Annotated in this window: 28 protein-coding genes; 27 read left to right on the top strand and 1 reads right to left on the bottom strand. The window is 43.2% G+C overall.

Annotated features, from left to right (window positions below; translation table 11 throughout):
- Nucleotides 1–4 precede the first annotated feature (4 nt).
- The 26 genes from WC848_05365 (at nt 5) to WC848_05240 (ending at nt 23,857) form a co-directional block, all read left to right on the top strand.
- Complete coding sequence (locus WC848_05365; GenBank protein MFA5962085.1) at nt 5–631, top strand: Type 1 glutamine amidotransferase-like domain-containing protein; 627 nt, start codon at nt 5–7, stop codon at nt 629–631.
- On the top strand, nt 628–1,215 hold the full coding sequence (locus WC848_05360) for an NUDIX domain-containing protein (protein ID MFA5962084.1): 588 nt from the start codon (nt 628–630) through the stop codon (nt 1,213–1,215). Before WC848_05365 ends, WC848_05360 begins: the two co-directional genes overlap by 4 nt.
- 227 nt (nt 1,216–1,442) lie before the next feature.
- Nucleotides 1,443–1,613 (top strand): hypothetical protein, encoded by a 171-nt coding sequence (locus tag WC848_05355; GenBank protein MFA5962083.1) that lies wholly within the window; start codon nt 1,443–1,445, stop codon nt 1,611–1,613.
- Nucleotides 1,614–1,616: 3 nt separating this feature from the next.
- Nucleotides 1,617–2,162, top strand: coding sequence for a hypothetical protein (locus tag WC848_05350; GenBank protein ID MFA5962082.1), 546 nt, complete (start codon nt 1,617–1,619; stop codon nt 2,160–2,162).
- A 6-nt stretch (nt 2,163–2,168) separates the two neighbouring features.
- Entirely contained in the window at nt 2,169–2,405 is a 237-nt protein-coding gene (locus tag WC848_05345; GenBank protein ID MFA5962081.1) for an ABC-three component system middle component 6, read from the top strand.
- Nucleotides 2,395–4,179, top strand: coding sequence for a DUF2326 domain-containing protein (locus tag WC848_05340; protein MFA5962080.1), 1,785 nt, complete (start codon nt 2,395–2,397; stop codon nt 4,177–4,179). The genes WC848_05345 and WC848_05340 overlap by 11 nt, the downstream gene beginning before the upstream one ends.
- A gap of 94 nt (nt 4,180–4,273) precedes the next feature.
- A complete protein-coding gene (locus WC848_05335) occupies nt 4,274–4,678 on the top strand; it encodes an NUDIX domain-containing protein (GenBank protein ID MFA5962079.1) in 405 nt (134 codons plus the stop codon).
- Nucleotides 4,679–4,691: 13 nt separating this feature from the next.
- Nucleotides 4,692–5,216, top strand: a complete 525-nt coding sequence (locus WC848_05330; protein MFA5962078.1) for a hypothetical protein — start codon at nt 4,692–4,694, stop codon at nt 5,214–5,216.
- A gap of 21 nt (nt 5,217–5,237) precedes the next feature.
- Entirely contained in the window at nt 5,238–6,134 is an 897-nt protein-coding gene (locus WC848_05325) for a DUF1749 domain-containing protein (protein MFA5962077.1), read from the top strand.
- 29 nt (nt 6,135–6,163) lie between these two features.
- A complete protein-coding gene (locus WC848_05320; protein ID MFA5962076.1) occupies nt 6,164–6,844 on the top strand; it encodes a phosphatase PAP2 family protein in 681 nt (226 codons plus the stop codon).
- 20 nt (nt 6,845–6,864) lie between these two features.
- Nucleotides 6,865–7,434 carry an alpha/beta hydrolase gene (locus WC848_05315; GenBank protein ID MFA5962075.1) on the top strand — a complete coding sequence of 190 codons (570 nt, stop codon included), beginning with the start codon at nt 6,865–6,867 and terminating at the stop codon, nt 7,432–7,434.
- A gap of 9 nt (nt 7,435–7,443) precedes the next feature.
- On the top strand, nt 7,444–7,977 hold the full coding sequence (locus WC848_05310) for an alpha/beta hydrolase (GenBank protein MFA5962074.1): 534 nt from the start codon (nt 7,444–7,446) through the stop codon (nt 7,975–7,977).
- 139 nt (nt 7,978–8,116) lie between these two features.
- Entirely contained in the window at nt 8,117–8,353 is a 237-nt protein-coding gene (locus WC848_05305) for a DUF5320 domain-containing protein (protein MFA5962073.1), read from the top strand.
- 94 nt (nt 8,354–8,447) lie between these two features.
- A complete protein-coding gene (locus WC848_05300; GenBank protein ID MFA5962072.1) occupies nt 8,448–8,723 on the top strand; it encodes a DUF134 domain-containing protein in 276 nt (91 codons plus the stop codon).
- A 49-nt stretch (nt 8,724–8,772) separates the two neighbouring features.
- Nucleotides 8,773–9,171 (top strand): cupin domain-containing protein, encoded by a 399-nt coding sequence (locus WC848_05295; protein MFA5962071.1) that lies wholly within the window; start codon nt 8,773–8,775, stop codon nt 9,169–9,171.
- Nucleotides 9,172–9,533: 362 nt separating this feature from the next.
- On the top strand, nt 9,534–10,202 hold the full coding sequence (locus WC848_05290; protein MFA5962070.1) for an NUDIX domain-containing protein: 669 nt from the start codon (nt 9,534–9,536) through the stop codon (nt 10,200–10,202).
- 484 nt (nt 10,203–10,686) lie between these two features.
- Entirely contained in the window at nt 10,687–11,508 is an 822-nt protein-coding gene (locus WC848_05285) for a protein phosphatase 2C domain-containing protein (protein MFA5962069.1), read from the top strand.
- Nucleotides 11,495–13,462 carry a hypothetical protein gene (locus tag WC848_05280; protein ID MFA5962068.1) on the top strand — a complete coding sequence of 656 codons (1,968 nt, stop codon included), beginning with the start codon at nt 11,495–11,497 and terminating at the stop codon, nt 13,460–13,462. The genes WC848_05285 and WC848_05280 overlap by 14 nt, the downstream gene beginning before the upstream one ends.
- Nucleotides 13,463–13,558: 96 nt before the next feature.
- Nucleotides 13,559–15,250: a hypothetical protein gene (locus WC848_05275; protein ID MFA5962067.1), complete on the top strand. Its 1,692-nt coding sequence runs from the start codon at nt 13,559–13,561 to the stop codon at nt 15,248–15,250.
- A 102-nt stretch (nt 15,251–15,352) separates the two neighbouring features.
- Nucleotides 15,353–16,183 carry a hypothetical protein gene (locus WC848_05270; protein MFA5962066.1) on the top strand — a complete coding sequence of 277 codons (831 nt, stop codon included), beginning with the start codon at nt 15,353–15,355 and terminating at the stop codon, nt 16,181–16,183.
- A gap of 209 nt (nt 16,184–16,392) precedes the next feature.
- On the top strand, nt 16,393–17,445 hold the full coding sequence (locus WC848_05265) for an NUDIX domain-containing protein (protein ID MFA5962065.1): 1,053 nt from the start codon (nt 16,393–16,395) through the stop codon (nt 17,443–17,445).
- A 283-nt stretch (nt 17,446–17,728) separates the two neighbouring features.
- On the top strand, nt 17,729–18,898 hold the full coding sequence (locus WC848_05260) for a hypothetical protein (protein ID MFA5962064.1): 1,170 nt from the start codon (nt 17,729–17,731) through the stop codon (nt 18,896–18,898).
- 168 nt (nt 18,899–19,066) lie between these two features.
- Nucleotides 19,067–20,011: a hypothetical protein gene (locus WC848_05255; protein ID MFA5962063.1), complete on the top strand. Its 945-nt coding sequence runs from the start codon at nt 19,067–19,069 to the stop codon at nt 20,009–20,011.
- 143 nt (nt 20,012–20,154) lie between these two features.
- Nucleotides 20,155–20,970 carry an NAD(+)/NADH kinase gene (locus WC848_05250; GenBank protein ID MFA5962062.1) on the top strand — a complete coding sequence of 272 codons (816 nt, stop codon included), beginning with the start codon at nt 20,155–20,157 and terminating at the stop codon, nt 20,968–20,970.
- A gap of 17 nt (nt 20,971–20,987) precedes the next feature.
- A complete protein-coding gene (prs, locus tag WC848_05245) occupies nt 20,988–21,890 on the top strand; it encodes a ribose-phosphate diphosphokinase (GenBank protein MFA5962061.1) in 903 nt (300 codons plus the stop codon).
- A 26-nt stretch (nt 21,891–21,916) separates the two neighbouring features.
- Nucleotides 21,917–23,857 carry an NAD(+) synthase gene (locus WC848_05240; protein ID MFA5962060.1) on the top strand — a complete coding sequence of 647 codons (1,941 nt, stop codon included), beginning with the start codon at nt 21,917–21,919 and terminating at the stop codon, nt 23,855–23,857.
- Nucleotides 23,858–23,984: 127 nt separating this feature from the next.
- Here the strand turns inward: WC848_05240 and WC848_05235 are convergent, their stop codons facing one another.
- Nucleotides 23,985–24,746, bottom strand: a complete 762-nt coding sequence (locus WC848_05235) for a sulfite exporter TauE/SafE family protein (protein ID MFA5962059.1) — start codon at nt 24,744–24,746, stop codon at nt 23,985–23,987.
- A 149-nt stretch (nt 24,747–24,895) separates the two neighbouring features.
- Here WC848_05235 and WC848_05230 point away from each other — a divergent pair, with 149 nt between their 5' ends.
- Nucleotides 24,896–25,279 (top strand): hypothetical protein, encoded by a 384-nt coding sequence (locus WC848_05230; GenBank protein MFA5962058.1) that lies wholly within the window; start codon nt 24,896–24,898, stop codon nt 25,277–25,279.
- Nucleotides 25,280–25,318 lie beyond the last annotated feature (39 nt).

Genomic DNA, 25,318 nt, shown 5'->3' with positions numbered 1-25,318 from the left:
GATTATGAAAATAATACTTGCGTCTGATGTGAGCTTTCTTTTGAAATATGGGTATGCCTTGACTGGTATTCCTAAAGATCAAATGAAAATCGGCTATATCACCACCGCTGCTAAAGGTGCGCGGGATAAATCTTTTTTTGAAAATGTAAAAAATATAATCCGGGCTAATGGGTATGATTTTGAGGAAGTTGACATCGAAAGTAAAACAAAGGAGGAGTTGAAAAGTTTTTTTAAGGACAAGAATGTGATCCATATGGAGGGTGGCAATACTTTTTATTTATTAAAAGCAATACGAGAGACTGGATTTGCTGAAATGCTAAAAGAGTTGCTCGAAGAAGGCAAGGTTTACATTGGCACAAGTGCCGGCGCTTATATTATGTGTCCTTCTATTGATGTTGCAAACTGGGATAAGACCGGCAAAAGCAGATTCGGGCTCACTGATTTTACCGCTCTAAATTATGTTCCATTTGTTTTGAAAGTTCACTATACCAACGAACAAGAAATGAAAGTTAAGGAGGGTATGCAAACTTTAAAATATCCAATCCGCATTCTCAAGGATGGGCAGGGCATATTTTGTGAAGATGGAACTTGCAAATTTGTTGGGGATGGGAAGGAGATAAAATTATTGTGAGCAAAATTAGAGAAAAAATAAATAAACTGATTCAAGCTATTGTTCCGCTTGATGAGATAGAACGAGAACATCAGAAGGACGTTTTGGATTGGATTGCCAGCGGCGTGGAAATTTTTCGCATTGAAAAACCAGCCACACCCTTGAAGCACTTGGTCAGTTATTCGGTTTTAGTTGATTTCAAAGAAAGAAAAATTTTATTGCTAGATCATAAAAAAGCATTGATAAAGCTTCCCAGCGGAGGGCATATCAACAAAAACGAGCTACCACTTGAAGCAGCCAAACGAGAACTGGTTGAAGAATTAGGAATCGAGCCTGCGCCTGCGTTTGGCGCTTCAGAGATCCCATTATTTATTACTGTGACGGAAACGGTCGGTTTGACTCCCGGGCATATTGATGTTAGTTTGTGGTACGTTTTCAAGGGAGACTCAAGTTTGAAGATTAACGACGAAACTGATGAATTCAAAAAAGAATTTGGTGGCTATCATTGGCTCGGTTTTGAAGAAATTCTCTCAATGTCGATTGAAGAATTTGACCCTAATATGCATCGGTTTGTTGAGAAATTGAAGATCTCCTCAAATAATTGAGAGCCGTCTTCTACTAATTTAATCCTAAAATATTACTTAGGAGCCGTAAATGAGGCCAAAGTGAGGGAGGTGATAAATGACAAGTATTTTTATTTTATTCTTGGAAACTTGGTTAGATAGGCTGCTAAAAATAGTCGAGCGCAATTAGATGTGATAATTGTTTTTTGATAATTAAAGTGTTATATTATAAATAGCGAGTTGCTTAATTTTAAATTATTTTTATTCATATGAATGATTGGCTAAATAATCACCAAGGACTACTTGCAATTATCTCAGTTGGGATAACAATTATAGGTTTTTTTATTACAAATAAAAATATTACAAACAAAAAACAAGTTCAAAAAAGTGGAAAAAATTCTCAAAATAATCAAGCGGGGAGGGATATAGATATCAAATAGCTTATGAACGAGAGGCAACGTATAAAATCAGGAGATAGATGTACCAATAATCAAGCTGGAGGCGATTTAATAATTAATTATAATAATGATGTTGCAGAGGAACAGAAGGATTATGGTATCATAGGTGAAATTTTTGATTATTTACTTCAAGGCGAATCTGTATTTTTGGGTGAATCAGATTTTAATGATCAGGTCTGGGGAAATGGCTTGGGCAAAATCCCTATTAATTTTTCTGGAGATTCAAAAATAACTATTGAAGAGTTAGTAAGGAAAACCTACAGCAAAATAATTTCAGTTGGACAATTCGTTAATGATCAAAGAGAACTCGGAGATGAAAAGATCGATTATCTTGTTATTAAGATACAAAAGCTATTTAGAGATATAAAGAGCGCAGAGAATCATTATGTTCCGATTGAGAAGGTATCAATCATAGAAAATATGGCATTGGATTTTCTCCCGAAATCAAAACGTGAAAATCCTGAATATTATTTCAATTCTCTTGCTGTTGCGTTATATTTTTTTGAAAGGTGTGATTTTGGTAAAAAATAAAAAATTATGGTTATCCCCTCAAAACATGAAAATCTTCAAAGAAATCTGCTTGTTGTTGGAGCAGACATCCTGTCTTTCTTGAAAAAGAAGCAATATAATGTGGAAAATTTATTCCAGGAAATTAGACAAAAAAAGTCCATAGGGATTGATCAATTTTATAATATACTTTCGTTTCTCTATACCGCAGAATTAATTGATTTTAATGATTTTAGCATTTCTATAAAAAATAATTATGTTTCTTAGCAAGCTTTATTCAGAACCAAGTGGATTATTTGAGTCAATCGAATTTGTGGATGGCTTGAATTTTATATTTGCCAAAAAAGACAATAAGAGTGATAAGAAAAAATCGTTAAATGGCATAGGAAAATCACTTTTATTAAATCTACTTGATTATTGCTTATTGTCCTCTGAGACTCAGCATATCAAATCAGCAAAAAGTAATAACGAGCTGGACGATTATAGCGTTGTTTTAGAATTTATAGTAGATGATAAAATCTATGTAGTCAAAAGATCTTTCAAGACACCAAATCAAGATATTTTATTTGGTGAAAAAGACAAAGAATTGAAGTATTATGGCAATACCAAGAAAGACAAAGAGCTTAGTCGAATCCTTTGTGATCTTATTTTCAAGGACGCAAATTACAATGGAAAATATTCCAATGAATGGTTAAGAAAGTTATTACCATTTTTTATAAAAAATCAGTCTACAAATGCAAAAGTTAACTTTAAGGATCCCATTAAATTTCTACACAATAACTCAAAGGAAGAGGAATTGATCCCGCTGCATCTGTTTTTAATGGGTATTGATAACACGGTTTTCTATAGAAATTTTGTTGTTTGCTCGGACATTAAGGCCTTGAGACCTGCCATAAGGGAGGTCACGAACCTCGTTCAAGAAAAATATGGATTAAATGATATTTCTCAGGCGGAAAGTGAAATTGATAAACTAAAATCTCAAATCAGCAGCTTAGAGAAAAACATTGACAGCTTCAAGCTGGCAGAACAGTACGAAGATGTAGAAAAAGAAAGCAACAAGCTTACATCTCAAATTAAAGAGTTATGGCATGATAATTACTCAGATAGGAGAAAAATAGAATTTTATGAGGAGAGTTTTTCATTAAAAGATGATGTAAATGTTGCAAAAATAAAAAAAATATATAGCGAGCTGAATGAGTTGTTGGCTGGAAATATTAAAAAAACATTAGACGATGCAATAAATTTCAGGAAAGCGATTTCTCAATCAAGAAAGGATTTTCTTTCTTCAGAAATTCACTCGCTAAAGGAATCCATAAAGGACAAGAGTAATAAGATTAATGAACTTGAGGAGAAAAGGTCAAAACTTTTCCAGTTTTTAAGTGCGAAAAAAGCAATTAATGATCTTTCGGAAGCATACATGAATTTAAGTAGAAAGAGAGATGAAATGAGCGATCTAGATGGACGAATTAAAACATATCGTGATTTAAGAAATGAAATGGCTGAGAGGGAAGTAGAAAGTGCGAAATTGTATGTTGAAATAGAAGCTTTCTCTCAAAAAATTAAAAAAGAGTTATCAGAATTTAGAAATGTTTTCTTTGAAATTCATGATGCTATATATGTCGAAAATGAAGGAGATTCAGCTTTTATTTTTAGTCCGAAAAAACGTAAAGATTCAAGAATCGATATGAATGTTGTCCTTTCTTCGGATCTTTCTTACGGGAAAAATAAAGGAAGAACGTTAATTTATGATTTGGCGATTCTATTTAATGCGATTAGAAGAAATTTATGTGGCCCGAAGTTTTTGGTGCATGATGGTATCTTTGACGGAATAGATAAGGCACATTTTATCAGTCTGTATGAATTTTTAGAAAATTTGAGCAAAACCGGGACTAAATTCCAATACATTGTAACTCTAAATGAGGAGGGGACACTTAATGATAATTTTGGTAATTCAGATAAGGTTAATCCAGAAAAAATATCTGAAGAATCGATTATCACTCTTACGCCATCAACTCCATTGCTTGGAAAAAATTGGAAGTAAATTATTTTGAAACCACCCTCCCAGGGTGGTTTTTTCAGGGGTGTCTGATATAATCGAGTTATATAAAATAATAAAAATTTATTTAATTAAATCTATGGAAAAACAATTTATCGACAAGCTAGCCTACATCCATCTCAAGGATGAAAAAGTATTGGAAACTTTAAGCAAGGGAAAAGATACGTGGTATATCCCCGGCGGTAAACGGGAGAAGGACGAAACTGACCAGGAGGCTTTAATCCGCGAGATCAAAGAAGAGCTCTGTGTTGATCTTGTTCCTGATACAATAAAGCATTATGGAACTTTTGAAACGCAAGCACACGGCAAGCCCTTAGGTACTGTTGTTCGCATGACATGCTGCACTGCTGACTATAAGGGCGAATTAAAGCCTGACGCTGAAATAGAGAAAATGGCCTTTTTCACTTATTCTCAAAAACCAATGACTTCTCCCGTTGACCACCTAATTTTTGACGATTTATACTCTAAAGGGTTAATCAAATAAATTTTTTGTTACAATGGACAAAGTATTGATTATCGGAATAAGCGGAACTGGCAAAACGAGATTGGCAAGAAAATTATCCGATTTTTCAAAAATTCCAGTCACTCATTATGACGAGTTTGTTTGGGGCGAAAATTGGAAAGAAATAGATGAAAAAATAGTGGAACAAAAATTAGAAGAGATTATTAAAAAGGATAGGTGGATTATTGAAGGCTTTATCCACCCAGCTGCCAAAAGTAAATTGAAAAATGCAGATACTATAATTTACTTGGATTATTCTGGCTGGCAGGCATTTTGGGGTGGTTTAAGCAGGTGGTGGAGATGTCGAGGCAAAACTAGACCGGAAATGGCGGCGGGGTGTATTGAAAAATTTGACTGGAATTATTTAGAAGTCATGTGGAAAAGAGCGGAAAGACCGGAAATAGAGGAGGCTCTAAAAGGTTTTGAAGATAAAATAATCCACATAAAAAATAGAAGCGGTACGGATAATTTTCTTGCCAAACTGTTTGCGGGGGAAAAATCGAGGACGGTCATCGACTAAATTGACTAAATTAATACATCTATGCAAAACCCAAAATACATCGAACTTAACACAAAAGACGGGTTGACTCTTCCTGGGCTTTTGTATGTGGGGAAAAAGTCCAAGAAAGTTGCTATTATGCTCCACGGCAATGGGAGCTCGTCGGTTTTTTATGATGAAGTGCAGAATCGAATATTGGCAGATGCACTAGAGAAGCGGGGGATCTCGAGCCTCTTTTTCAATAATCGCGGCGCGCATATTGTCAAAAAACTGAATGTGAGAAGGTGCGGAAAAATAGAAAGAATCAGATATGGGACGGCCTATGAAAAGATAAAAGAATGTGTGGAAGATATTGATGGGGCGATCAGTTTTCTCAAAAAATTAGGCTTCGAAGAGTTCTTTCTGATTGGCGAGTCTACGGGAGCCAACAAAATTTGTGTGTATAATTTCTACAAACCAAAAAACCAAATTGCCAAATACGTTTTGCTTTCCGGTGGAGATGATACGGGGATTTTTTGTGAGATGCTGGGAGAAAGAAAATTTTTTGCAATGCTGTCCAAAGCCAAGGAAAAAATTAAAGTGGGCAAAGGCACTGAAATCATGCCAGAACTGTTGGGATATGATCTTATATATTCCTATGCCAGTTTTTATGACACAGCGAACCCGGACGGAGATTATAACACGTTTCCATATTACGAAGTTATGAATAAAATTAACTTGTCGACAAAAGAGCGTTTCCGACATTTCAAATCAATCAAAAAATCTACGCTGGTCGTCTATGGTGAGATTGATGAATTTTCCGGAGTGGATGTCAGAAAGAGTGTGGACATTTTAAAAGGCTACAAATCAGATTTTAGTTATGAAATTGTGAAAGGCGCCGATCATTCATTTAGAAATCACGAAGCAAAAATGGCGAAAATTGTGGCTGATTGGTTGTGAGTCGAGGACCGTCTTCGATTAATAATATTATGCGAAATTTTTTCAACCAACTATTTCGAAATATCCTGAAGATTTTTTCCGGGTATAATTTGCTCTGGCATTTTTTGGCGATTGCGCTCACTTACATTATTGTGGTCTCTGGGTTCGACTGGAAATTTTTTCTCTATGCCATCACTGTCGCTTGGCGGGCTGATTTTTTTCCTGCCTTGGCGCTGGGAACGACTTTGCCGGTGCTTCTTCCGCTTATTTTGATTTTGGTTGGATTACTTTTGAAAAATAGAAAAGCATTGAAAGTTGGAGTGGCGGTAGCGCAAGCGGCTCTTCTTGGTGTGCTCATTTCCAGTTTCTATAAAGCTTTCACCGGAAGAATCCAGCCGCCCGGTCACTCGCATGCGGCGATTATTGATGGCAGTAAATTGGTGGACATTAGCCATCAGTTTCAGTTTGGCTTTTTGCGCCACGGCGTTTTTTGGGGTTGGCCATCATCGCACACGACCATTGCTTTTGCCATGATGGTCACCATTTGGGTCATGTTTCCCAAAAACAAACTTATCCGCACCATCGCCCTGGCCTATGCTTTCTATGTCGGCATCGCTGTGGCGATGACCAGCATTCACTGGTTTTCTGAATTCGTCGCTGGTGCTATCATTGGATCAGTGATTGGTATGGTTGTTGGCAGGAGTTTCTTGAAGGAATCAGAACGTAATTAAATAACAAAATATTTAAAATCATGAAACGAGCAATCATTGTCCATTGTTGGGAAGGATATCCGCAGTATTGCTGGTACTCTTGGGTCAAAAAAGAACTGGAAGCAAAAGGTTTTCAGGTTGAAGTGCCGGCTTTTCCAGAAACGGAAATGCCAAAGATGAATCAGTGGGTGCCGAAACTGCAAGAAGTGATTAGCGCGCCCGATGTCGAGCTCTATCTTATCGGGCACAGCATCGGTTGTGCTACGATTATGCGTTATCTGGAAACACTCAAAGAAACGGAAAAAGTCGGTGGCGTGGTTTTTGTGGCTGGATTTAATGAAAACGTAGGATTTGATGAAATCCAAAATTTTTTTGAAACGCCGATCGATCTTGCGAAAATTAAAAGCAGATCGAAAAATGGGTTCGTGGCAATTCATTCCGACGATGATCCTTATGTAGATTTGAAATATGCAAATATTTTCAAAGAAAAACTAGGGGCGGAAATTATCATCAAGCATAACGCCAAGCATTTTTCTGGGGCGATTGAAGGAGAAGACTCTTGCTTGGAGTTGCCAGATGTTGTTCAAAGTATCAATAAACTATCAAAATAAGCTGATAATATGTCTGACAAAATTTTACTTCTCCCCGGTTGGATGACCGGACTGAAATTATATCACGAGTCTGAAAATCTGAGCGTCCAAATCGGTACTTTTGATGCAAGCAATAATAGCAATCACATCATCGGGCTAAGTTTGGGTGCGCTTTCGGCTTTGCGAGATTGGGATGGGAAAGGAAAATTAATTTTAGTCAGCCCACCTTTGCCGAGAAAAAATATTTTCCGTTGGTTTTTGAATTGGGTAAAATTTATTTCTACCGAAGGGCTATTCTTTGAGCGACAAAAATATTCACTGAATCCTTTTTGTTATATATTGGAAATCGTGCGGTGCGTGAAACTTTTGCAACTTGATTTTTCCCAGAAGTTAGAGAGTATTCCTAAAGAAAACTTAATCATGATCAGAGGAAAAAACGATCATTTTATTTGTAGCGATGAGGCGGTACAATTTATGCGCGCCAAAGGCTTCTCGGTCATTGAAGTGGAAAATTGCGGACACAATTGGTGCGAGGAACTGGAGCGGGAAGTTATCAAGTGCTGAGCCGTTGTCAATTTGTGCTTTATCAAAAACCTGTCTACTAATCGGCAGGTTTTTTAGTGTTGACAAGATTGTAATATGGGTATATATTCATAACATAGCTTGAGCGAAATAAACTAAACTAGAAAGGCAGGTGATAAATATGCCACAATTAGATAAGACAGGACCTCTAGGCGCAGGACCGGGAACTGGCAGGGAAATGGGTTCTTGCGGAGGAGGTAAGGGCTTGGGACGAGGCTGTGGAAGTGGGCTTGGCCGAAGAAGATTTAATGCTCTGACAACGGCGGAGAAAAAAGAATTACTGAAATCGGAGATTGAAGATTTAAGGCAAGAGCTGCGGATGGCAGAGGAAGAGCTGAAGGGGCTGGAAAGTGAATAATTTTCTTCTGAAAATAGTCTTTCTCTTTCTTTGGCTGTCAAAGAGGGAGAAGCTTGTTTTTAGTGGTATAATATAATAAATTAAGAAAAATTATATGGTAAGGCCAAAAATATGTCGAAGGCTGAGGTTCAAGCCCAAGGCTCATTATTTCAAACCGCAGGGAATTCCCATGCATCAACTGGATGAAGTGGTTTTGACCAAGGAAGAAATGGAAGCGCTGAAGCTTAAGGATTTTGACGGGCTCGAGCAGACAGAATCAGCCGAAAAAATGAACACTTCGCAGAGCACTTTTCAGCGAATCTTAGCTTCCGCCAGAGTGAAAGTTGCCGAAGCGATTGTCAAAGGCAAAGCACTAAGAATTGAAGAATAAAAATGGGTGAGGTATAATAAAACCAAGCTTAATTATTAACAAAAAATATATGCAAGGATTCAATGCGAACATCGAAAAAGACACTTTGGAAAACACCGATTTCCGTCGTGTGCTTTACACTGGTAAACATAGCCAGTTAGTGCTTATGAGCCTCAAGCCGAAAGAAGAAATTGGCATGGAAGTGCACGAGGAAAATGACCAATTTTTTCGCTTTGAAAAAGGCGAGGGCAAATGCATCATCGATGATAATGAATATGCCCTGCGAGACGGCGTCGCAATCATTGTTCCGGCCGGCGCCCAGCACAACATCATCAACACTTCCGAAACCGAAGAGCTAAAAATGTACACCATTTATTCGCCGGCGCATCATAAAGATGGAATTGTCAGAGCCACTAAAGAGGAGGCGGAAAGTAATGAAGCGGAATTTGACGGCCAGACAACGGAATAATTATTCTTCCCATGTCTAAGAAAAAGCGCCTAGCCATGAGTTAAGCGCTTTTTTTGTGGCAAAAAAGGAACTCAGCTCCCTGTGCTGTTTTGTGTCTAGTCTAAAGCTAAGTGGACAGAAAGAATATAAGCATGGCGAATTTCGCCGGGTAGAAAAAGAAGAAATACGGAAAGGCGAAATTTCTGGGTGGTTCAAAGAGGAGTTTGAAATGACCTGAAACAAGTTGACTTTTTACTTGGAAATGTCACTACTATCAGCTTGGCATTCTTTGAGCAGTTGCGCATGGGCGCTCTTGACACAAATGAGAAGATGAATTAATATGTGTATATATAACACTAAGTGGGGAAGCATATTTAAATAGTATGATTACAAAAAAATACAAATTTGCGGTTATAGCGGTTGATGTGGTAATTTTCACTATCATTGATAATGAGCTTCAGGTGTTGCTGATTAAGATGAAAAAAAAGCCGTTTGAAAAATATTGGGCGGCGCCTGGCGGACTAGTTGGTCCTGAAGAATCGACTAATGACGCAGCCAAGAGGATTCTGTTGGAAAAAACGGGCTTAGGTGATGTTTATCTGGAGCAGCTCTATACTTTTGGCGAAGTAGATCGCGATCCGTTTGGGAGGGTGGTTTCCGTCGCCTATTTTGCCCTAATTCCCTGGGGCAATCTTGATCTGAAAACTACGGAAGAATATGCTGGAGTTCAGTGGTTTCCGATAAGTAAATTTCCGGCGCTGGCGTATGATCATGCGGAGATAATCGCAACGGCAATCGGCCGTCTAAAAGCCAAATTAGAATACACAAACATCGCCTATGGTCTACTATCTGAAACTTTCGCGCTGAGCGAATTACAAAACATTTATCAGATCATTTTGCAAAAGAAACTGGACAAACGAAATTTTAGAAAAAGGATTCTCTCGTTGGGAATAGTAAAAAAGAGCGGAAAACAAAGAAAGGGTCTTCCGAGCAGACCGGCTGATTTATATACCTTTACCCAAAAGAAGGCAAGTATGATCCAGATCTTATGATCCGTTTCGGAGGTTTTTTGCAGTCAGTTTCTCCTGTTTTTATTTTCATAATAGTAAGTGTAAAAAATACGTGAACATAGCTGGAAAGACTCGTTGATATTGTAGTTTCTATTAAGTGGCACTTTTCCCAGATTCAAAAAAGAAATATAAGAAATCTTGACTTGATAGGGCGCTTTTAATCAATAGAAGCGTGCTATCAGGCCAATGCAGTTCTTTAAAAACGTATCTATTATCTTGGTCTGGGTAGGATACGAATTATCACTGAGTCGAAATCGGGTGATTAATATGATTTGGGAATGGGAGGTTTTGAGTGTAAGGGGTATTGACAAATCTAGAAGTATGATGTATCTTTCGGAGTTCAGTTAAAAATGCGGTTTGCACTTCTGTGAGGCGATTATTTGGCTGAAAGATCATTGACAAATTGAAGAATTGGAAAAACAGATTTTACGAAGAAAAATCACTTATATAGGGAGGAAGAAAAGGAATGGATTATCGGTTCAGAATCGCGTCGTTCCCGGGAAACGATCATAAGCGCGTCGGAAAAAACAACCAGGACAGTCTTTATTTCGATCGTGTAACCGTCGAAAAGACGAATTACACCTTTGGGGTAGTCTGTGATGGTTGCTCGGCCGGTGCGCGTAATGAAACGGGAGCACATCTCATGGTCAGCTATATTGCCAGTGAGATTCCAATGATGTTGCAGGTCGGCGTACCGATGGAAGAAATTCCTGGAGCACTGTTCTCGCGTTGCATCGGATATCTTTCGGCGATAGCGTCGATGACCAGTATAGGTGATCCGATCAAAAGGATTAACTTTATCATCAACCATCTACTCTGTACCATCATCGGATTTATTACGGACAACGAGAGAGTCATATTCTTCTCAGCCGGGGATGGGGTGCTTGTCATTAATGATCAATTCATACAGATTGATCAAGACAACAAGCCGAGATATTTGGGGTACCATTTAGTTGACCGCAAATATCTGACAGCCAAAGACGGAATCGTGCCGGATGCCTTCATGGTGCAGACTTATCAGATGAGTTTTATCAATCGTTTCGCAGTTTGCTCTGACGGCATGTTGCCGGAAGCAGCGGGCGCCCTTTGGGGTCACACGGAAGATAAACTGGGAGTGCAGCGGGCGTTGAAAGTCCTCTCGCTTCGTAAGCTTATTTTCAAAGATGATTGCAGTGCAATCATCGTGGAAAAAATTTCGGCAAGCGGTGAGCTGGTCGGCAGTCTCAATTCCGGTGACGGAGTCGGATTATCGACAGAGCCCAAAGGAGGCGACCATGGCAGTAGCTAAAAGTACGGTTAAGAATAGAGATTGCTATGTCGGTCAAGGACAGGATCGCCAGCGTGTCGATATTGATCAGTCGCAAGTCATCGGTTCAGGTGGCGAAGCGGTTATCATCGGCGTTGGTGGCAATAAGGCTCTGAAGCTGTATCACCAACCGACAGCGGCAAGATCAGAAAAGCTAGGCTACATTTTTCAGAAGGGATTGAAATTCCCTGAAACAGTCTTCGGGCCGGAAGCTCCGGTTTATCGGAATAAAACTGACAAGGGGATTATTGGTTTCCAGATGAGTTTGATGCCAACCGGTGCCGAACCATTGGCGATGCTGATGCGGCAGGATTTCTGCACTCAGTATCGCGTCACCAACCAGATGAAAGCCAAGATCTTTTGCAATATGCTTATGGGTCTTGATGGCATTCATAAGGCTGGTAATACGACAGTGGGTGATCTCAATGATCAGAACCAGCATTTTGATCTGCATAAATTACTGATTTATTGGATTGATGCGGATAGCTGGCAGATTGGCAACAACTTTCCTTGCAGTGTCGGTTCGGATGATTATCTGACGCCGGAGCTGTATGGGATCGATCTGGCGAAGCAAGCGATGTTCAAGCCCGAACATGATTACTACTCTTTTGCGGTACTCTTGTTCCGGGCGATCATGATGGCGCACCCCTTCGGGAGTGGTTTCCATCGTTCGCACGTTTCCCTGTTCGAAAGAGCCAAGCATGGCCTGACCATTCTCGACAAGGATGTGCGGTTTCCCAAAATGGCAAACCCGCCGGAAATTATGACTGATGATCTGATCAATCTGCTCCTCGCGTATCTCAAGCGGCAACGCACGGATTCATTTCCGATCGATGCTTTGCGCGAATACAGCGAGCTGCTGGTGGAATGCAGCAATTGTCACATCTGGTATCCGGCGACTCGGAGCAACTGTCCTGGTTGCGCAACTAAAACAATCATGGCCGCTCAAATGGCCGCGAAAGTGGCTGGTTGTGTCAGTCGGATCATTCTGGAAACTCCGGGAGCAATCCTGCATTTCCAGCTGGTCGGTGACAGTATCTATTGTCTGGCTGATGAAGCCGGTACGACGGTGTTGTATATCCAACCACCTAGGGGAGTGATTGAGCGAAAGGAATTATTTGCCACAACTGTCGGAGCGCGCTATGAATTTTTCGAAGAGACCCTGGTTGTTTGCCCGAAGCCATCCGAAGAAGAACCAAAACTTTTTCTGCTGGATGTCAGCGGTGCCAAAATCAAGCCGATCACGAAATCCACCACTTCCAAGTTCGGTGGCAGTAGTGCGGTCTTCGGCTGTTCCAGTCGCAGATTGTATCGCATCGTGAGCAATAAAATCATGTCAGGCGATCTTTTCGGAGATCACTTGGCGGAACGTGAAGTGATTGAGGCGATGCCCAATCAGACCTGGTTCGTTGTCGGTTCCAATCCGGAACTGAAAAAGGAACTGCTGTTCGGGTGTTATCGGATGTTTGATGAGTTGAAATGGTTCCTGGTCGAGGGCGCTCCTGATGGACGAACCTACGACCGCCATAATGTCGAGCTTTCGGCACTATTGAAAGCCGAATCACTCATCGACACTTCAGTCCGGTTCAGTAATGACACGGTGCTTGTGATGCGGCAAACGAAACTTTCCGGTACGAAATATGTACGGGTCGAGCAACTTGAAGCGAAGAGTGGAAAGGTGCTCAGCTCATATCGCCAGAAAGTGTCTGATGCCAAGCTGTACAGTTCAATCCATGGCAAGGGCTATCTTGGTCACTCTGTCCTTCACGCAACCGATGACGGAATCGTGATGGAAATAGTGGCTGACCAAAGCACGTCAAACCTTCCCGGAACAGAGAATTATGTCACCGGCGTTTCCCAGTTGCTCCGCTATCAAAATGGGGTCCTGGTAATCAGTCGTGATCGGATTCTCTATCTGACGCCGGATTCCAAATAGTTTGGGATGTCGGTGGTGAAAGTTTTTTTGGTAAATCTGTATATAATGAAAAATAATCGCAGTAAAATCCCAACTCAAGAAAAGGAGTAACGAACAATGACGACACAAGTTCATCAGTACGCAAATGCATTCAGAAGAGGCTTCCTTGGAGAAGTGACCACGCAGGGCCTTTTGGGCCGCGTGATCCGTGGGAGAAGCGCCAAGGATTTTGAAACCCTGAGCGAAGATCCCGACAGAAAGTTAATTTTGCTGACAGATCCCGAAGGCCTGGCATCATTGGTCGGCACCCCCGGATTTTTGATTCTCATCAAAATCGGGTGGGAACCCGGCTATGCGATCCAGAAAATTCAGGATGGATATGAAGTCAAACTGGTCGTGTTCCGCGAAGGCGGACCGGCACAGCTCGCGACCTGGGACGGGATGATCGAAGTGACTTCGAGAGCGTATCCGGATATTGCCGATCGCCTGCGCCGTCACGCCGATGTCCTCAAGAACACCTCATTTGATGAATTCGAAAATGATTATGGCTGTGATATGTCCGTGGTCGATCACGAAGGAAAAGCAAATCCGGCGTTCATGACTTATGAGCGTTATGAGAAAGCAGCGGACACAGCAACAAACGCCCGGGCATTCCTGTATTTCGTCGTCCATCTGCGCGAGCAGTACAAGGGCGATGGGTATACTTATGACGACAAGGGTGTTCGGGGCATGAAAGAATATATCGCCCCCAACTGCAAGCTGACGGAATTGTATGACTGTGAAGTCATCAACTTCCAGGCTGAATTGCCGGCCGCCGTTCGTCCCAGAAAATCCGGGATAACATTACGCGGGCGTCAGATGCCGGCATATTATGATCCAGCTGATGCAGGCAGATTCTATTTGCCAAGGCTCGACTGGGTTGAGGACGAAGCCAAGCGCATGAATCTTCCACCCGCATCAAGTGATAGGGTGAAGACTCTGCTGGTCGGAATTGATATGCAGACCGACTTCATTCTTCAGGAAATTAAGGACCTCATGGGAAGAATTCTTCAGCCCGCGGGATCGCTGATGGTATCCGGTGCGGTGGACGATTTGCGTCGTTTCATCGAACTGATCTATCTATACCCGGAAAAAATCTCGGCGCTTCTGCTTTCGATGGACATGCATTTGGTCTGGCAAATCTTTTTCTCCCGTTATTGGAAGGACAAGGCCAACCAGAATCCAATGGTGTTCACGCAGATTTTGGCCTCGATGGTTGCCAGTGGAGAAATGCGGGCAAGAATCGAGCCTACCAAAGAAGCCGAGTCCTATCCGGGCGATCTCGAGAAAAACAATCAGACCCCGCTCATGATTTGGCCGGACCATTGCGGTGTCGGCACTCAAGGCGGATCGCTGATGCCGGCGCTGGTAGAAGCGATCTATTGGTGGAGCATTGTTCGGAAGGAACAACCGATGTTCCTGTTCAAGGGTTCGGTCCCAACGACCGAACACTATGGAATTTTCTGCCCCTGTATCGAGCGTCCCAATCATCCCAATGGCGGGTTGAACACTGCCATGCTGGATGCGATTGCTCGCTATGATGTGGTCGGTGTTGCCGGCGAGGCCGAGGATTTCTGCGTCCATGACAGTATGGTCCAGCTTCTTTCCTACTTCGCGAGAAAACATCCCCAGGCGCTCCAGAAGGTGAAATTCCTGACGGACTGCACGAGTATGGTTTTTCCGAACAACCGGAGGATCGCTGATGAGTTCCTGAGACGGATGGCCAGCCAGGGCATCCAGGTGACTACCAGCACCAAGCTGTTCGCCTGATTATTGCATCAGGAAAAACGTTAACGAATCGATGGCGGGAGCAACCGCTTCCGCCGTCCCAACATTATTCTGAAATTCTGAAAATGAGAAGGAGAACACAAGATGACAACAACAGTTCAGTCCGTAACAGATCTGTTTAACACAGACGATGCAGCAGACCTGGGGATCAAAGACGATACTTCGAAAATTATGATTGCCAATCTGAATGCGACGACCCTGCCGATGTGCGTGGGTGTGCCCATTCAGACGATTGAGACCGAGGACGTGATCATCATGTTTTTTTGTATCGACCGATCACCGTCCATGAAAGACGTCCGGGATGTTCTGATTGAGACGTTCAATGAAGTTATGATTGATGGATTACGTGGAGCGTCCAAAAAGACGACCAAAACGATCATTATCGGTGGTCTATCATTCAGCTCTGACATCACTCCGCTTTGGGGCGGTGGGTTCAAAAGACTTGAAGATCTGCCGTATCTGACTCATGCAGATTATGATCCCGAAGCCGGCTCAGCAACGAATCAGTATCAGGCCCAGGTCTATGCCATTACGGCAGCCTGCGCTCAAGCCACCGATGTTTTTTCACAGACGGGTACGCCACCCAAAGTCATTATCGTCGGTCTGGGTGATGGGGCTGACAATGTGGGACGGGCCAAGGCCAGTTCCGTTAAGACACTCGTCGATGGCCTCAGCCGTGAGCTCTTTCAATTCCCATTTGCCGTTTTTGAAACCTGGGAAAAGGTCGATGGCAGAAAAATTGCTAAGGACACGGGGTTTGATGTCTTCGAATTCAAGAAGGTCGCCGGTGAAACCACGGAAGATATTCAGAGACGTTTCCGACACATGATCGGCACTCTTTCCAGTCAGGTTATCAGCGGAAGCCTGAAGACTGTCGGAACTCCGACCACGGGCGGCTTCTGGGACCAGTCATAGTACCTTTCAACGAACATCAACATTCGGAGTCGAGCGAGAAAAATCTTGCTCGGCTCCGGATCCAATTTTTTCAACCACTTAACAATAGAATAGCCAGAATTTTTGAAAGTATTTTTTTCAAATCAGTACTTTAACCTTAAAGAATTGATCAGAGAAAAATCCAAGCGCAATTTTGCGGAAAGGAGTTCCGGATGTCGCAAAGAACAGCCATGTTTATCGGCAAACTTGACCCGCCTCATTGGGGGCATATCATCAATGTTGAATATCTTTTGAAAGAGGAGGAATTTGACCGAGTTCTGATCGTCATGGGCAGTGTTTATTGTCAGGGAATGAAGAAACACCCCCTTTCGGCTGTCTATCGGGAAAAGATGTATCTGGCCAGTCTTGTTGCTCGGGGCATTAATATCGATCGCGTGCCGGTCATCCATCTGCCCGATTTCCATGATTTTGAGAAATGGTATGGGCATATCCTGAAATTGCAAAAACGCTACAATGCCAAGTGGCTCGTGACTGGCAATACCGCGATGATCACTGACCAGATCTATGCACGCAAACTACCGATTCCTTTCGAAAGAATTTTCAATCCTGAAATGGAATTGCCGAGACAATATCAATTTCCTTTCCATTCCACCGATATGCGGGAAATGATTGAGAGAGGCGATTGGGAAGGTTTCAGGAAAGTGGCGGCACCGGGAACACTTCAACTTATGGGCGCAGTCAATGGATTTGAAGGAATCTGCCAGGCGCTCGAGCATGACGTGAATCAGTTCGTGGAAGGACGCCAAGCAGTCGATGCTATCATCGTCAATCGCTATGAAGGAAAAAATTCAATCATCTGCGGTTATCGCAGCCGAAAAAAACCTGACTTTCCCGGAGCATTGGCAGTGCCTGGTGGTGCCATTCGGATGTATGAAAATCCGGAAAGTGCCGCGGTTCGGCAAGCGAAATTGAAAACTGGCCTCACGATTGAACTCTTGGAAAGATATCTTGAACCGACACCAGTCCGCGTGAATGGTGTGCTGACCCAGATGAAATCCCTCGGAGTTTTTTCGCCCAAGGATCCCAAAAAGGGTCACAAAAAAGGTGGCTCCTGTCAGCCATTCCTGCTTGAGTTTTCAATGCCACCGCAAGTATTGTCGGCTTGGTTGCTGTCTTCCAAAGCTTTGACCGAAGTCTGGCTATACACCGAAAGTTTTGTGAAGGAAAAGGGTTTAGCTTTCCAACAATTGGCAATGGTTCAGAAGGCGGGGTATTGTCTCTGATTTTTTCAAACAAGAACAGTGCGGGGAGAAAGCAATTTCGTTTTCTCCCCGCCCAGAAAATTGTAACGAAAGATATTTGGTTCCAGTTTTCTCGCTTCAACTTCGGTTGAGGCGGAAGAGTACCTTAAAACTCAATTCATCAATCGAACGAAAGGAGATTGTCGAAAAATATTTTTCAGCCGGATGTTGAAATCAATAATGTGGAAGTTTTTGTGTTTGCAGAGAAATTCTGCCAAATATTTATTTTGAAATATCATTCAGCCAAATGCAAAGGAGAGAATCGATGGAAACAGTCAAAATCGCAGATCAGTATTTCAACAATTGCCGGGATATCGTTCTTCGGAATCCCAACTTGATTGCCACAGTGGTCCGCTACAAGGTGTTTGCACGGGAAGATGGCATTGTTGCCGGCAGTAACCGGGCCGTGGCTTTCATTTCCGAAAATACTTTTGGGCCGCTGAGAATCATGGCGCTCAAAGATGGTGAAGCTTTCAAATCGGGTGATCCCGTTTTGATCATTGAGGGTCTGTTTATGGAGCTGGTTAATCTGGAAACCACTTATCTGGGATTTCTCAGTTACAGCGGAGCGGCGACGGCGATGAAAGAAATTGTCGATGTGGCCGGAGCCATTCCGGTCGTTGATATGTCAGCACGGCATTTTCCGTGGAATATCATTGAGGAAGCGGCGCTGGCAGCTTATCTCGGCGGCGCAGCCGGTACATCGACTCAGGCCGGATACAACTACGTGCAAAGATTCTATAACCCGGGAGATGCCTTCAGACTTTATGCTTCTCTTCCGCATGCTATGGCTGCAGTCGTTTCCCATATGGCCGAAGAAGAAAACATCTTTCCCAGTGTAGCGGCAGCCATGCTGTTTCATGAGACATATCCGAACAAACCCATCACGGTGCTTGTTGATTTCGAAGGTCGCGAGCTTGATGTGGCCAAACAGGCGTTTGAGGTTTTCGGCGACAAGCTGTTTGCGGTCCGCCTTGACACGCACGGCGGAAGACAGCTACAGGGAACGCATGATCCGACTGATTTTCATATGCTGGAAAGCTATTTCCGGAAAAAAACAGGGCTGATTCTGAATAGCACCATGCGCGTCTTTGAAAATAAGTACGGCATGGAAATCGGTACATCTGAAAAATATTTCTTCGGAAACGGCGTTACGGCAGAAGCAACTTTTGTCATTAGGGACTATCTTGACAGCATCGGTGCCAACAATGTGAAAATCGTTGTTAGTTCCGGCTTCAACAAAAAGAAAGTTGCTGCCTTCAAAAAGGTTAATGCCCCGATGGATTTTATCGGAACCGGATCCTGGATCCGTTTTGCAATGTTCACTTCCGATATTTCCCATGTGAAGGAAAATGGCGAATGGGTCTATCGGACGAAGGTTGGTCGGAAACATGGAAATGGCGATGAACTTAAACTCGCATATGAGCGGGCATAGAAAGCGCCTGGCACGATAAGATGAATTGAAATAATCCAAAAGCAGGAGGCGAAGAAGAAACTTCTTCCCTCCTGCGCTTAATTGAATCACGAATAATTTCTATTATTCGTGATTCAACCGAGCGTTGTTCTTTAACCATACGAAACTCTAATGAGAAAGGGAATAGATATGTCCATTATTGAAACCAAGCGATATTATGTTGTCGGAATGAAAGGTGAGATTGTTGGTGTCTATGACAATCCGCTGGATGCAAGTCGTCAGGGCAAGAGCACAACACCAATCTTTGAATTTGTGCCGGTGAATATGGGGGAAATCCAGGCGGCGGAATATCAGGCAACGATGCATATGGATGACGAATGGGATCGGGAAAATGTCAGACAGCTTGCGCAGCAATTTTATTGTCAGCGCGATGATTATGGCTGTTTCGGCGATGTGATCCAGATCAGTCGGCATCGTGTGCCCGTTTCGCATAGCTATATCTATACCGTGGATTCCATGATGTGGCGCGCGTATATCAAGCCGGGACTGGCTTCCGATCTGGTGCTTTTCGTCCGGGATCGCAATGACAAAGTTTTTCTCATCCTGATCCGGCGGAAAAATGAACCTGGTGTTGGCACGATTGCCGCTCCGGGAGGATTCCTGAATGTCGGAGTCTATGACATCGAAACTGGAGCCAGATGTGCGCTGCGCGAGGGATCTGAAGAAATTTCTGTAGGAATGTCTGCAAGAGTATCTCAATCCAGAAGCCTGGATGATCCCAATGTTGACGGCCTTCTTATCTCAGTTGATATTGATAATAAGAAAGTCAGTGCCGCACTCAAATATCTCGGTATATATGTCACAGAAAAAAAGGAGCGGATCGCAGAAACGAACTGCAATAAACTCCAGATTAAGCGGGTCTATTGGACCTTTGCCTATGCAACCGTTGTCAATATTGACTCCGATTTGGATGCCGTGTCTGCAGCCGCATTATTCAAGGCATCGGATGATGCGAGGGAAGTTATCGCAGTTCCGTATGGAGATATTCCCGTGCTCGAATTGGGGCTTAAGCATCATCGTAAATTTATTGATGACGCAATGGCGTATGTCAAAAGGAATTTTATTATTCAGTAATCGCGTGATGGAGAGGAAGAACAATTTCTTTTCCATCACACTTTAATCGAGAAGCTCAAAATTTTTTTGGGAAGCTCGACAAAAGTGTAGAAACATTTCTTTAAAAAGTGAATATATAAATTAGCGAAAGAGAGGTGATTGTTATGACGCAAAAAAGAGAAGGTTTTGTGGTTGTCGCGAACAAGGGAAAGTCGCTGGCGATGCGAGTGAAGGAAGAAATGACCGAGTGGCTGCTTGCCGAGGGTCAAATCGTGATTGCTGAAAGCGATCCGCTCAAGATGCTGGCTCGTTATGTCATCGCCCTTGGCGGTGATGGGACGGCCATTCGGACCGTGACGGAATATTCGATCTACGGAGTCATTACGATTCCGATCAATATTGACGGCGGTGTCGGATTTGTGACCATTGGCAATATGAAAAACTGGGATACTATTTTGGGAAAAATCATCAAGGGAAAGTATATCGCGGAAAAGCGGATCGGATTGGAGCTGGAATATAAAGGCACCAAATATGGTCCGTTTGCTAACGATGTCGTGTTGAAACATACCGCATCAATGGCGACCATGAAATTGTCGGTCAATCGACACGTGGTCTATCGGGCGATGACGGCTGATGGTTTCATTATTGCCGCGCCGACCGGTTCGACCGGGTATAATGTAAGCGCTGGTGGAACTATCGCTTTGCCGGGCATCGAATGTCTTTTTGCGACACCGATGTATTCCGATCAGTTCAATGTCAAGCCGCTGGTCATGACGCCCGATTCTATCATCACGATGGAATTGGTCGGTACCAAGCCTTCTGGCGTGGTCAACTTAGTCGCTGATGGAAAGATTATCGGCAATATGACAGTGGGAGAAAAAATCATCGTCAAACAGCATGAAACCCGGCTGCTTTTCGCAGTCACTGATAGTAATGAATTTTATCGAGCCTTGCAGACCAAGAAAGGTCTTTCGCGCTGAATTAAGGAGGAAGAAATATGGCGACTAGAAAAATTATTTTTGCCCATCATACGATTACGGAAATGGCGGAGAAAGTTGCTGAGATGGTTGGTGTAGCAATAGGTGGGATATCTTGGCAGAGTTTTGGCGATGGTTGGCCGAAAATATTCATCGAGGATGCGGATCAGGTGAGAAACCAAGACGTTATTTTCTTTGCAAACTTTGAAAAGCCCGAATCGTTGTTCGAGCAATTCGCGATTCTCTATGCGATGCCGATGCATCTGGTGCATTCGTTTAGAGTCATCGTGCCTTTCTATCCTGTCGGCACGATGGAACGAGTGACAGAGTATGGGGAAATTGCGACGGCAAAAACTTTGGCACGGATGTTATCCACCATACCAAGGTCGCCGATCATCACAATTTTCGATATCCATGCCCTGCAGACCCAGTTTTATTTTGATGACACGCGAGTATTGCCTGAGTTGGTCAGTGCAATTCCGTTGCTCAAAGGGCGCATCAAATATATCCCGAATGTGGCAATCGCGTTTCCTGATGATGGAGCGCATAAGAGATTCGGTGCGATGTTTCCTGAATATCCTAAGATTGTTTGTAATAAGGTGAAAATGCCGGACGGAACAAAAGTTGTGACTATCAAAGAAGGTGATCCGCGAGGCAAATATATCATCATGGTCGATGATCTTATCCTTTCTGGTGGTACACTGATCGAATGCCAGAAAGTCCTAATGCTGGCAGGTGCCTACAAGATCAGTGCATATGCGACGCATGGCGTGTTTGTTCACGATTCATGGAAAAAGTTTACGCCCGATTTGTTTGATTTTGTTTGGTTGACCGATTCTTGTCCTGATACGGTGGCGAAAGTTGAATCAGAGCCGTATTTTGAAGTTTTATCGCTTTCACCGCTCATTGCGAAATTACTGTAAATATCTCATGAAGGAGGTAGTAACCAATGAAAAAAAATGATTATGGTTATGTCCGCGTGGCGGCAGCCAAGCCGCTCGTGGAGATTGCTGATCCGAAAAAGAACGTGCAAAATATGATCAGGTTGGCAGGTCAGGCAATAAGCAGAAATGTGCAGCTGCTTGTCTTCCCAGAGTTGGGAATGACAGGCTATAGCTGTGGCGATCTTTTTTTGCAGGACACACTACTGAATGAAGCTGAAGTAGAAGCGATGCGGTATGTCCAAGCGACGGAGAAGTATGATCTTATTTCCGTGTTCGGCATACCGCTCAAGGTTGGCGGCCAACTGTTCAATGTGGCTGTCGTCTGTCAGTCGGGAAAAGTGCTGGCGATCATTCCCAAATCGTATATTCCCAATTACAAGGAATTCTATGAACTGCGGCATTTTTCTCCGGCCGACCGGCTTCCCATAAAAGAGATTGAATTTTGTCTGCAGAAAGTCAGCATCGGAACAGATATTGTCGTTCTGACAACTATTCCGGATTTCTCTTTTGGTGTCGAGATCTGCGAAGACTTGTGGATGCCGATCCCGCCGAGTTCCCATCTGGCAGCCCAGGGGGCGACGGTAATCCTTAATCTCTCTGCGTCTAACGAATTGATTGGCAAGTCCGATTATCGCCGAGAACTGGTCAAGAATCAATCCGGGCGTTGTTTGTGTGCCTATGTCTATGTGTCGTGTGGCGCAGGAGAATCGACGTCGGATGTCGTTTGGAGCGGTCATATGTTGATCGCTGACAATGGTTCGATCGTTGCAGAAAAACAAGAGCTGTTCTTTAATGAGCGCTTGCTTGCCTATGATATTGATGTGCAAAGACTCAATCGGGAGCGGCGCGTGTCCGGGAGTTTTTCTCAGGCCATTGCCAATGAAACAAGCGTCTATGGCAAGACTTATCGGCAGGTGAGGGCTGAAATTGCTCCGCTCGATCTGAATAAGCTCAGTGCTATGTTTGTTTTTGACGCGAATCCGTTTGTGCCGAAAGATCCGGCGACGTTGGATGAACGTTGCAAGAATATTTTGCAGCTCCAAATCGCCAGTCTGGTGAAAAGATTTTCTTCGTTGGAGTCAGTCCTGAATCGCCAGGTTGTCATCGGAATTTCCGGTGGCCTCGATTCGACTCTTGCGCTCATTGCCACAGTTAGGGCGTTCGATATGATTGGCTGGCCGCGTAGCGGCATCATCGCAGTGACGATGCCGGGTTTTGGGACGAGCAAGCGTACACTGAATAACGCTATCAAGCTTTGCAAGGAGTTCGGTGTCACGCTCAAGAAAATTCCGATCAAAAAACTGACCTTACAATTGCTCCGTGATATTGAACACGAACCTTGTATGAACTGTCTCACTTGTGAGAATTCTCAGGCAAGGATCCGTACATTGATCCTGATGTCTCTTGGTTTCGTGATCGGGACAGGGGATTTGTCCGAGTTAGTTCTCGGCTGGTGCACCTATAACGGCGACCATATGTCGATGTATAATCCGAACTGCGGTGTTCCCAAGACTTTGGTGAAATTCGTGGTTGAGCAAGTCGTCAAGCTGGAAATGTTCAGCGATATTGCGTCCAAGATTATCAAGGATATCTGTGCGACACCAATTTCACCGGAATTATTGCCGGGACAGCAGACCGAAGCATTGATCGGGGAATATGATCTGAATGATTTCTTCATGTTTCACTCATTGCGTAACGGCTTCGAACCGGAAAAAATCAATTTTCTGGCTCGTCAGGCATTTGCCGGGGTCTATGACGTGGAGTATATCAAAGATCAGTTGGTGAAATTCTACCAGCGGATGTTCGCGGCCCAGTTCAAGCGCAACGCAGTGCCGGATGGGACCAAGATCGGTTCTGTCTCTGTTTCTCCTCGCGGTGACTGGCGCGCACCATCCGATGCCACAGGAAAACTGTGGATCGACAGTGCGAAAAGTATTGAAATTTGATACCCTTAAGGGGTGGACATCGTCCACCCCTTTCTTAATGCTTAAAAACTGATATCACGCTAAAATAGATCTAGAAATAAGAAAATAAATTCGGAATAAATATGCCTCTTGATGATCTGCGGTAGTTTTATCCCCAAAGTTGCGAGATAAAAAAGTATACGGAAAAAATAATGAGCATAATCCCAAAAAGCAATTGGATTGTGTTGGATTTAGTTTTGAGGTTAGTTTTGGCTCCGATATAAGCCATAGGAATTACACCTAGACTCATGGCGAGGCTGATTCCCAGGTCAATGTGACCCAAATGATAATGGATAATGCAAGCGGGGATGAACATCACCAGCACGGTCATGAGTGAGGTGGCAATCGCTTCTTTGATTTTGAGTTTGAAAATCAGGACATAGGCCGGGATGAGCAGCAGTCCGCCTCCGTTGGCGAGCATGCCCGAGATTGTGCTGGCGATAAAAGCGATAACGGTGACAAAGCTCGCATTGATCGGTTTATGCTCTGTAATATTTGCATTGATCTCGTGGCTGTGAAATTTTTTGTAGATAAAATTTATACCGATGCAAAACAAAACCACGGCGCTCATGAGCATGAGCGACCGGCCGGAAAATTTTCCTGACAAATATGAACCAAAAATTATTCCCGGGATACCGCCGACTAAACTCCACTTCAAAATATGATAATTGATCAGATGCTGTTTCCAATAGATGGCCAGGGCAATCATGATTGTGAGCAGTGCCGTCGGCAAAGGACTGCCTAGCGCGACATACTGTGGAGTATGAAGAAAGACGCGCAGTAGCGGAGTGTCGATGCTACTGCCACCGATACCAAAAAAAGCCGAAATAAATCCGGTAAGTAGTCCAATAAGAATTGCGCCGATTGACATAAATGTTCAGAAAAAAAGTTATAGTTTAATTTTAGAGGAATGTGGTTGGAATAGCAATGCTAATTAAAGGTGCATTATCTTTGAAAAGGTTTTTGTTTTATGAATTTTGTGGTATAATAAAATTAGTTAATAATTAACAAAACAAAAATATGAGCGAGATACAAATTTTTCAACTGTTCGGACTGACTTTTTTTGCCATCGGTATGGGCATGCTTGTCAATCCGAAATTTATTACCAATCTCCTGCGTGAATTCGGGCGCAGTAACTTCGCTACATTTTTTGGCGGTCTCATCAGTCTGGCAATCGGCTATTGCTTGATTGTTTTTCATGTCACGACGAACAGTCTCTGGTCGCTGTTTATTACACTGATGGGCTGGGTCGCCTTGTTCAAAGGTTTGGCGCTTCTGATGTTTCCTGTCCAGACCGGAACGTTCTATAAGAAAATTATCGGTAAAAAAGACAATTCCAAGGCGATTCCCTGGTTTGTGATCATCATCGGACTCATCTCTCTCTATTACGGATATTTTGCCTAGGCAACGTTTTCGGTTTTTCCAATAACACCCTTTCTGGGG

It is taken from the genome of Parcubacteria group bacterium (genome assembly GCA_041659505.1).
Lineage (GTDB): Bacteria > Patescibacteriota > Minisyncoccia > Moranbacterales > UBA2206 > UBA9630.
This window is presented reverse-complemented; position numbering and strand designations above follow the sequence as displayed.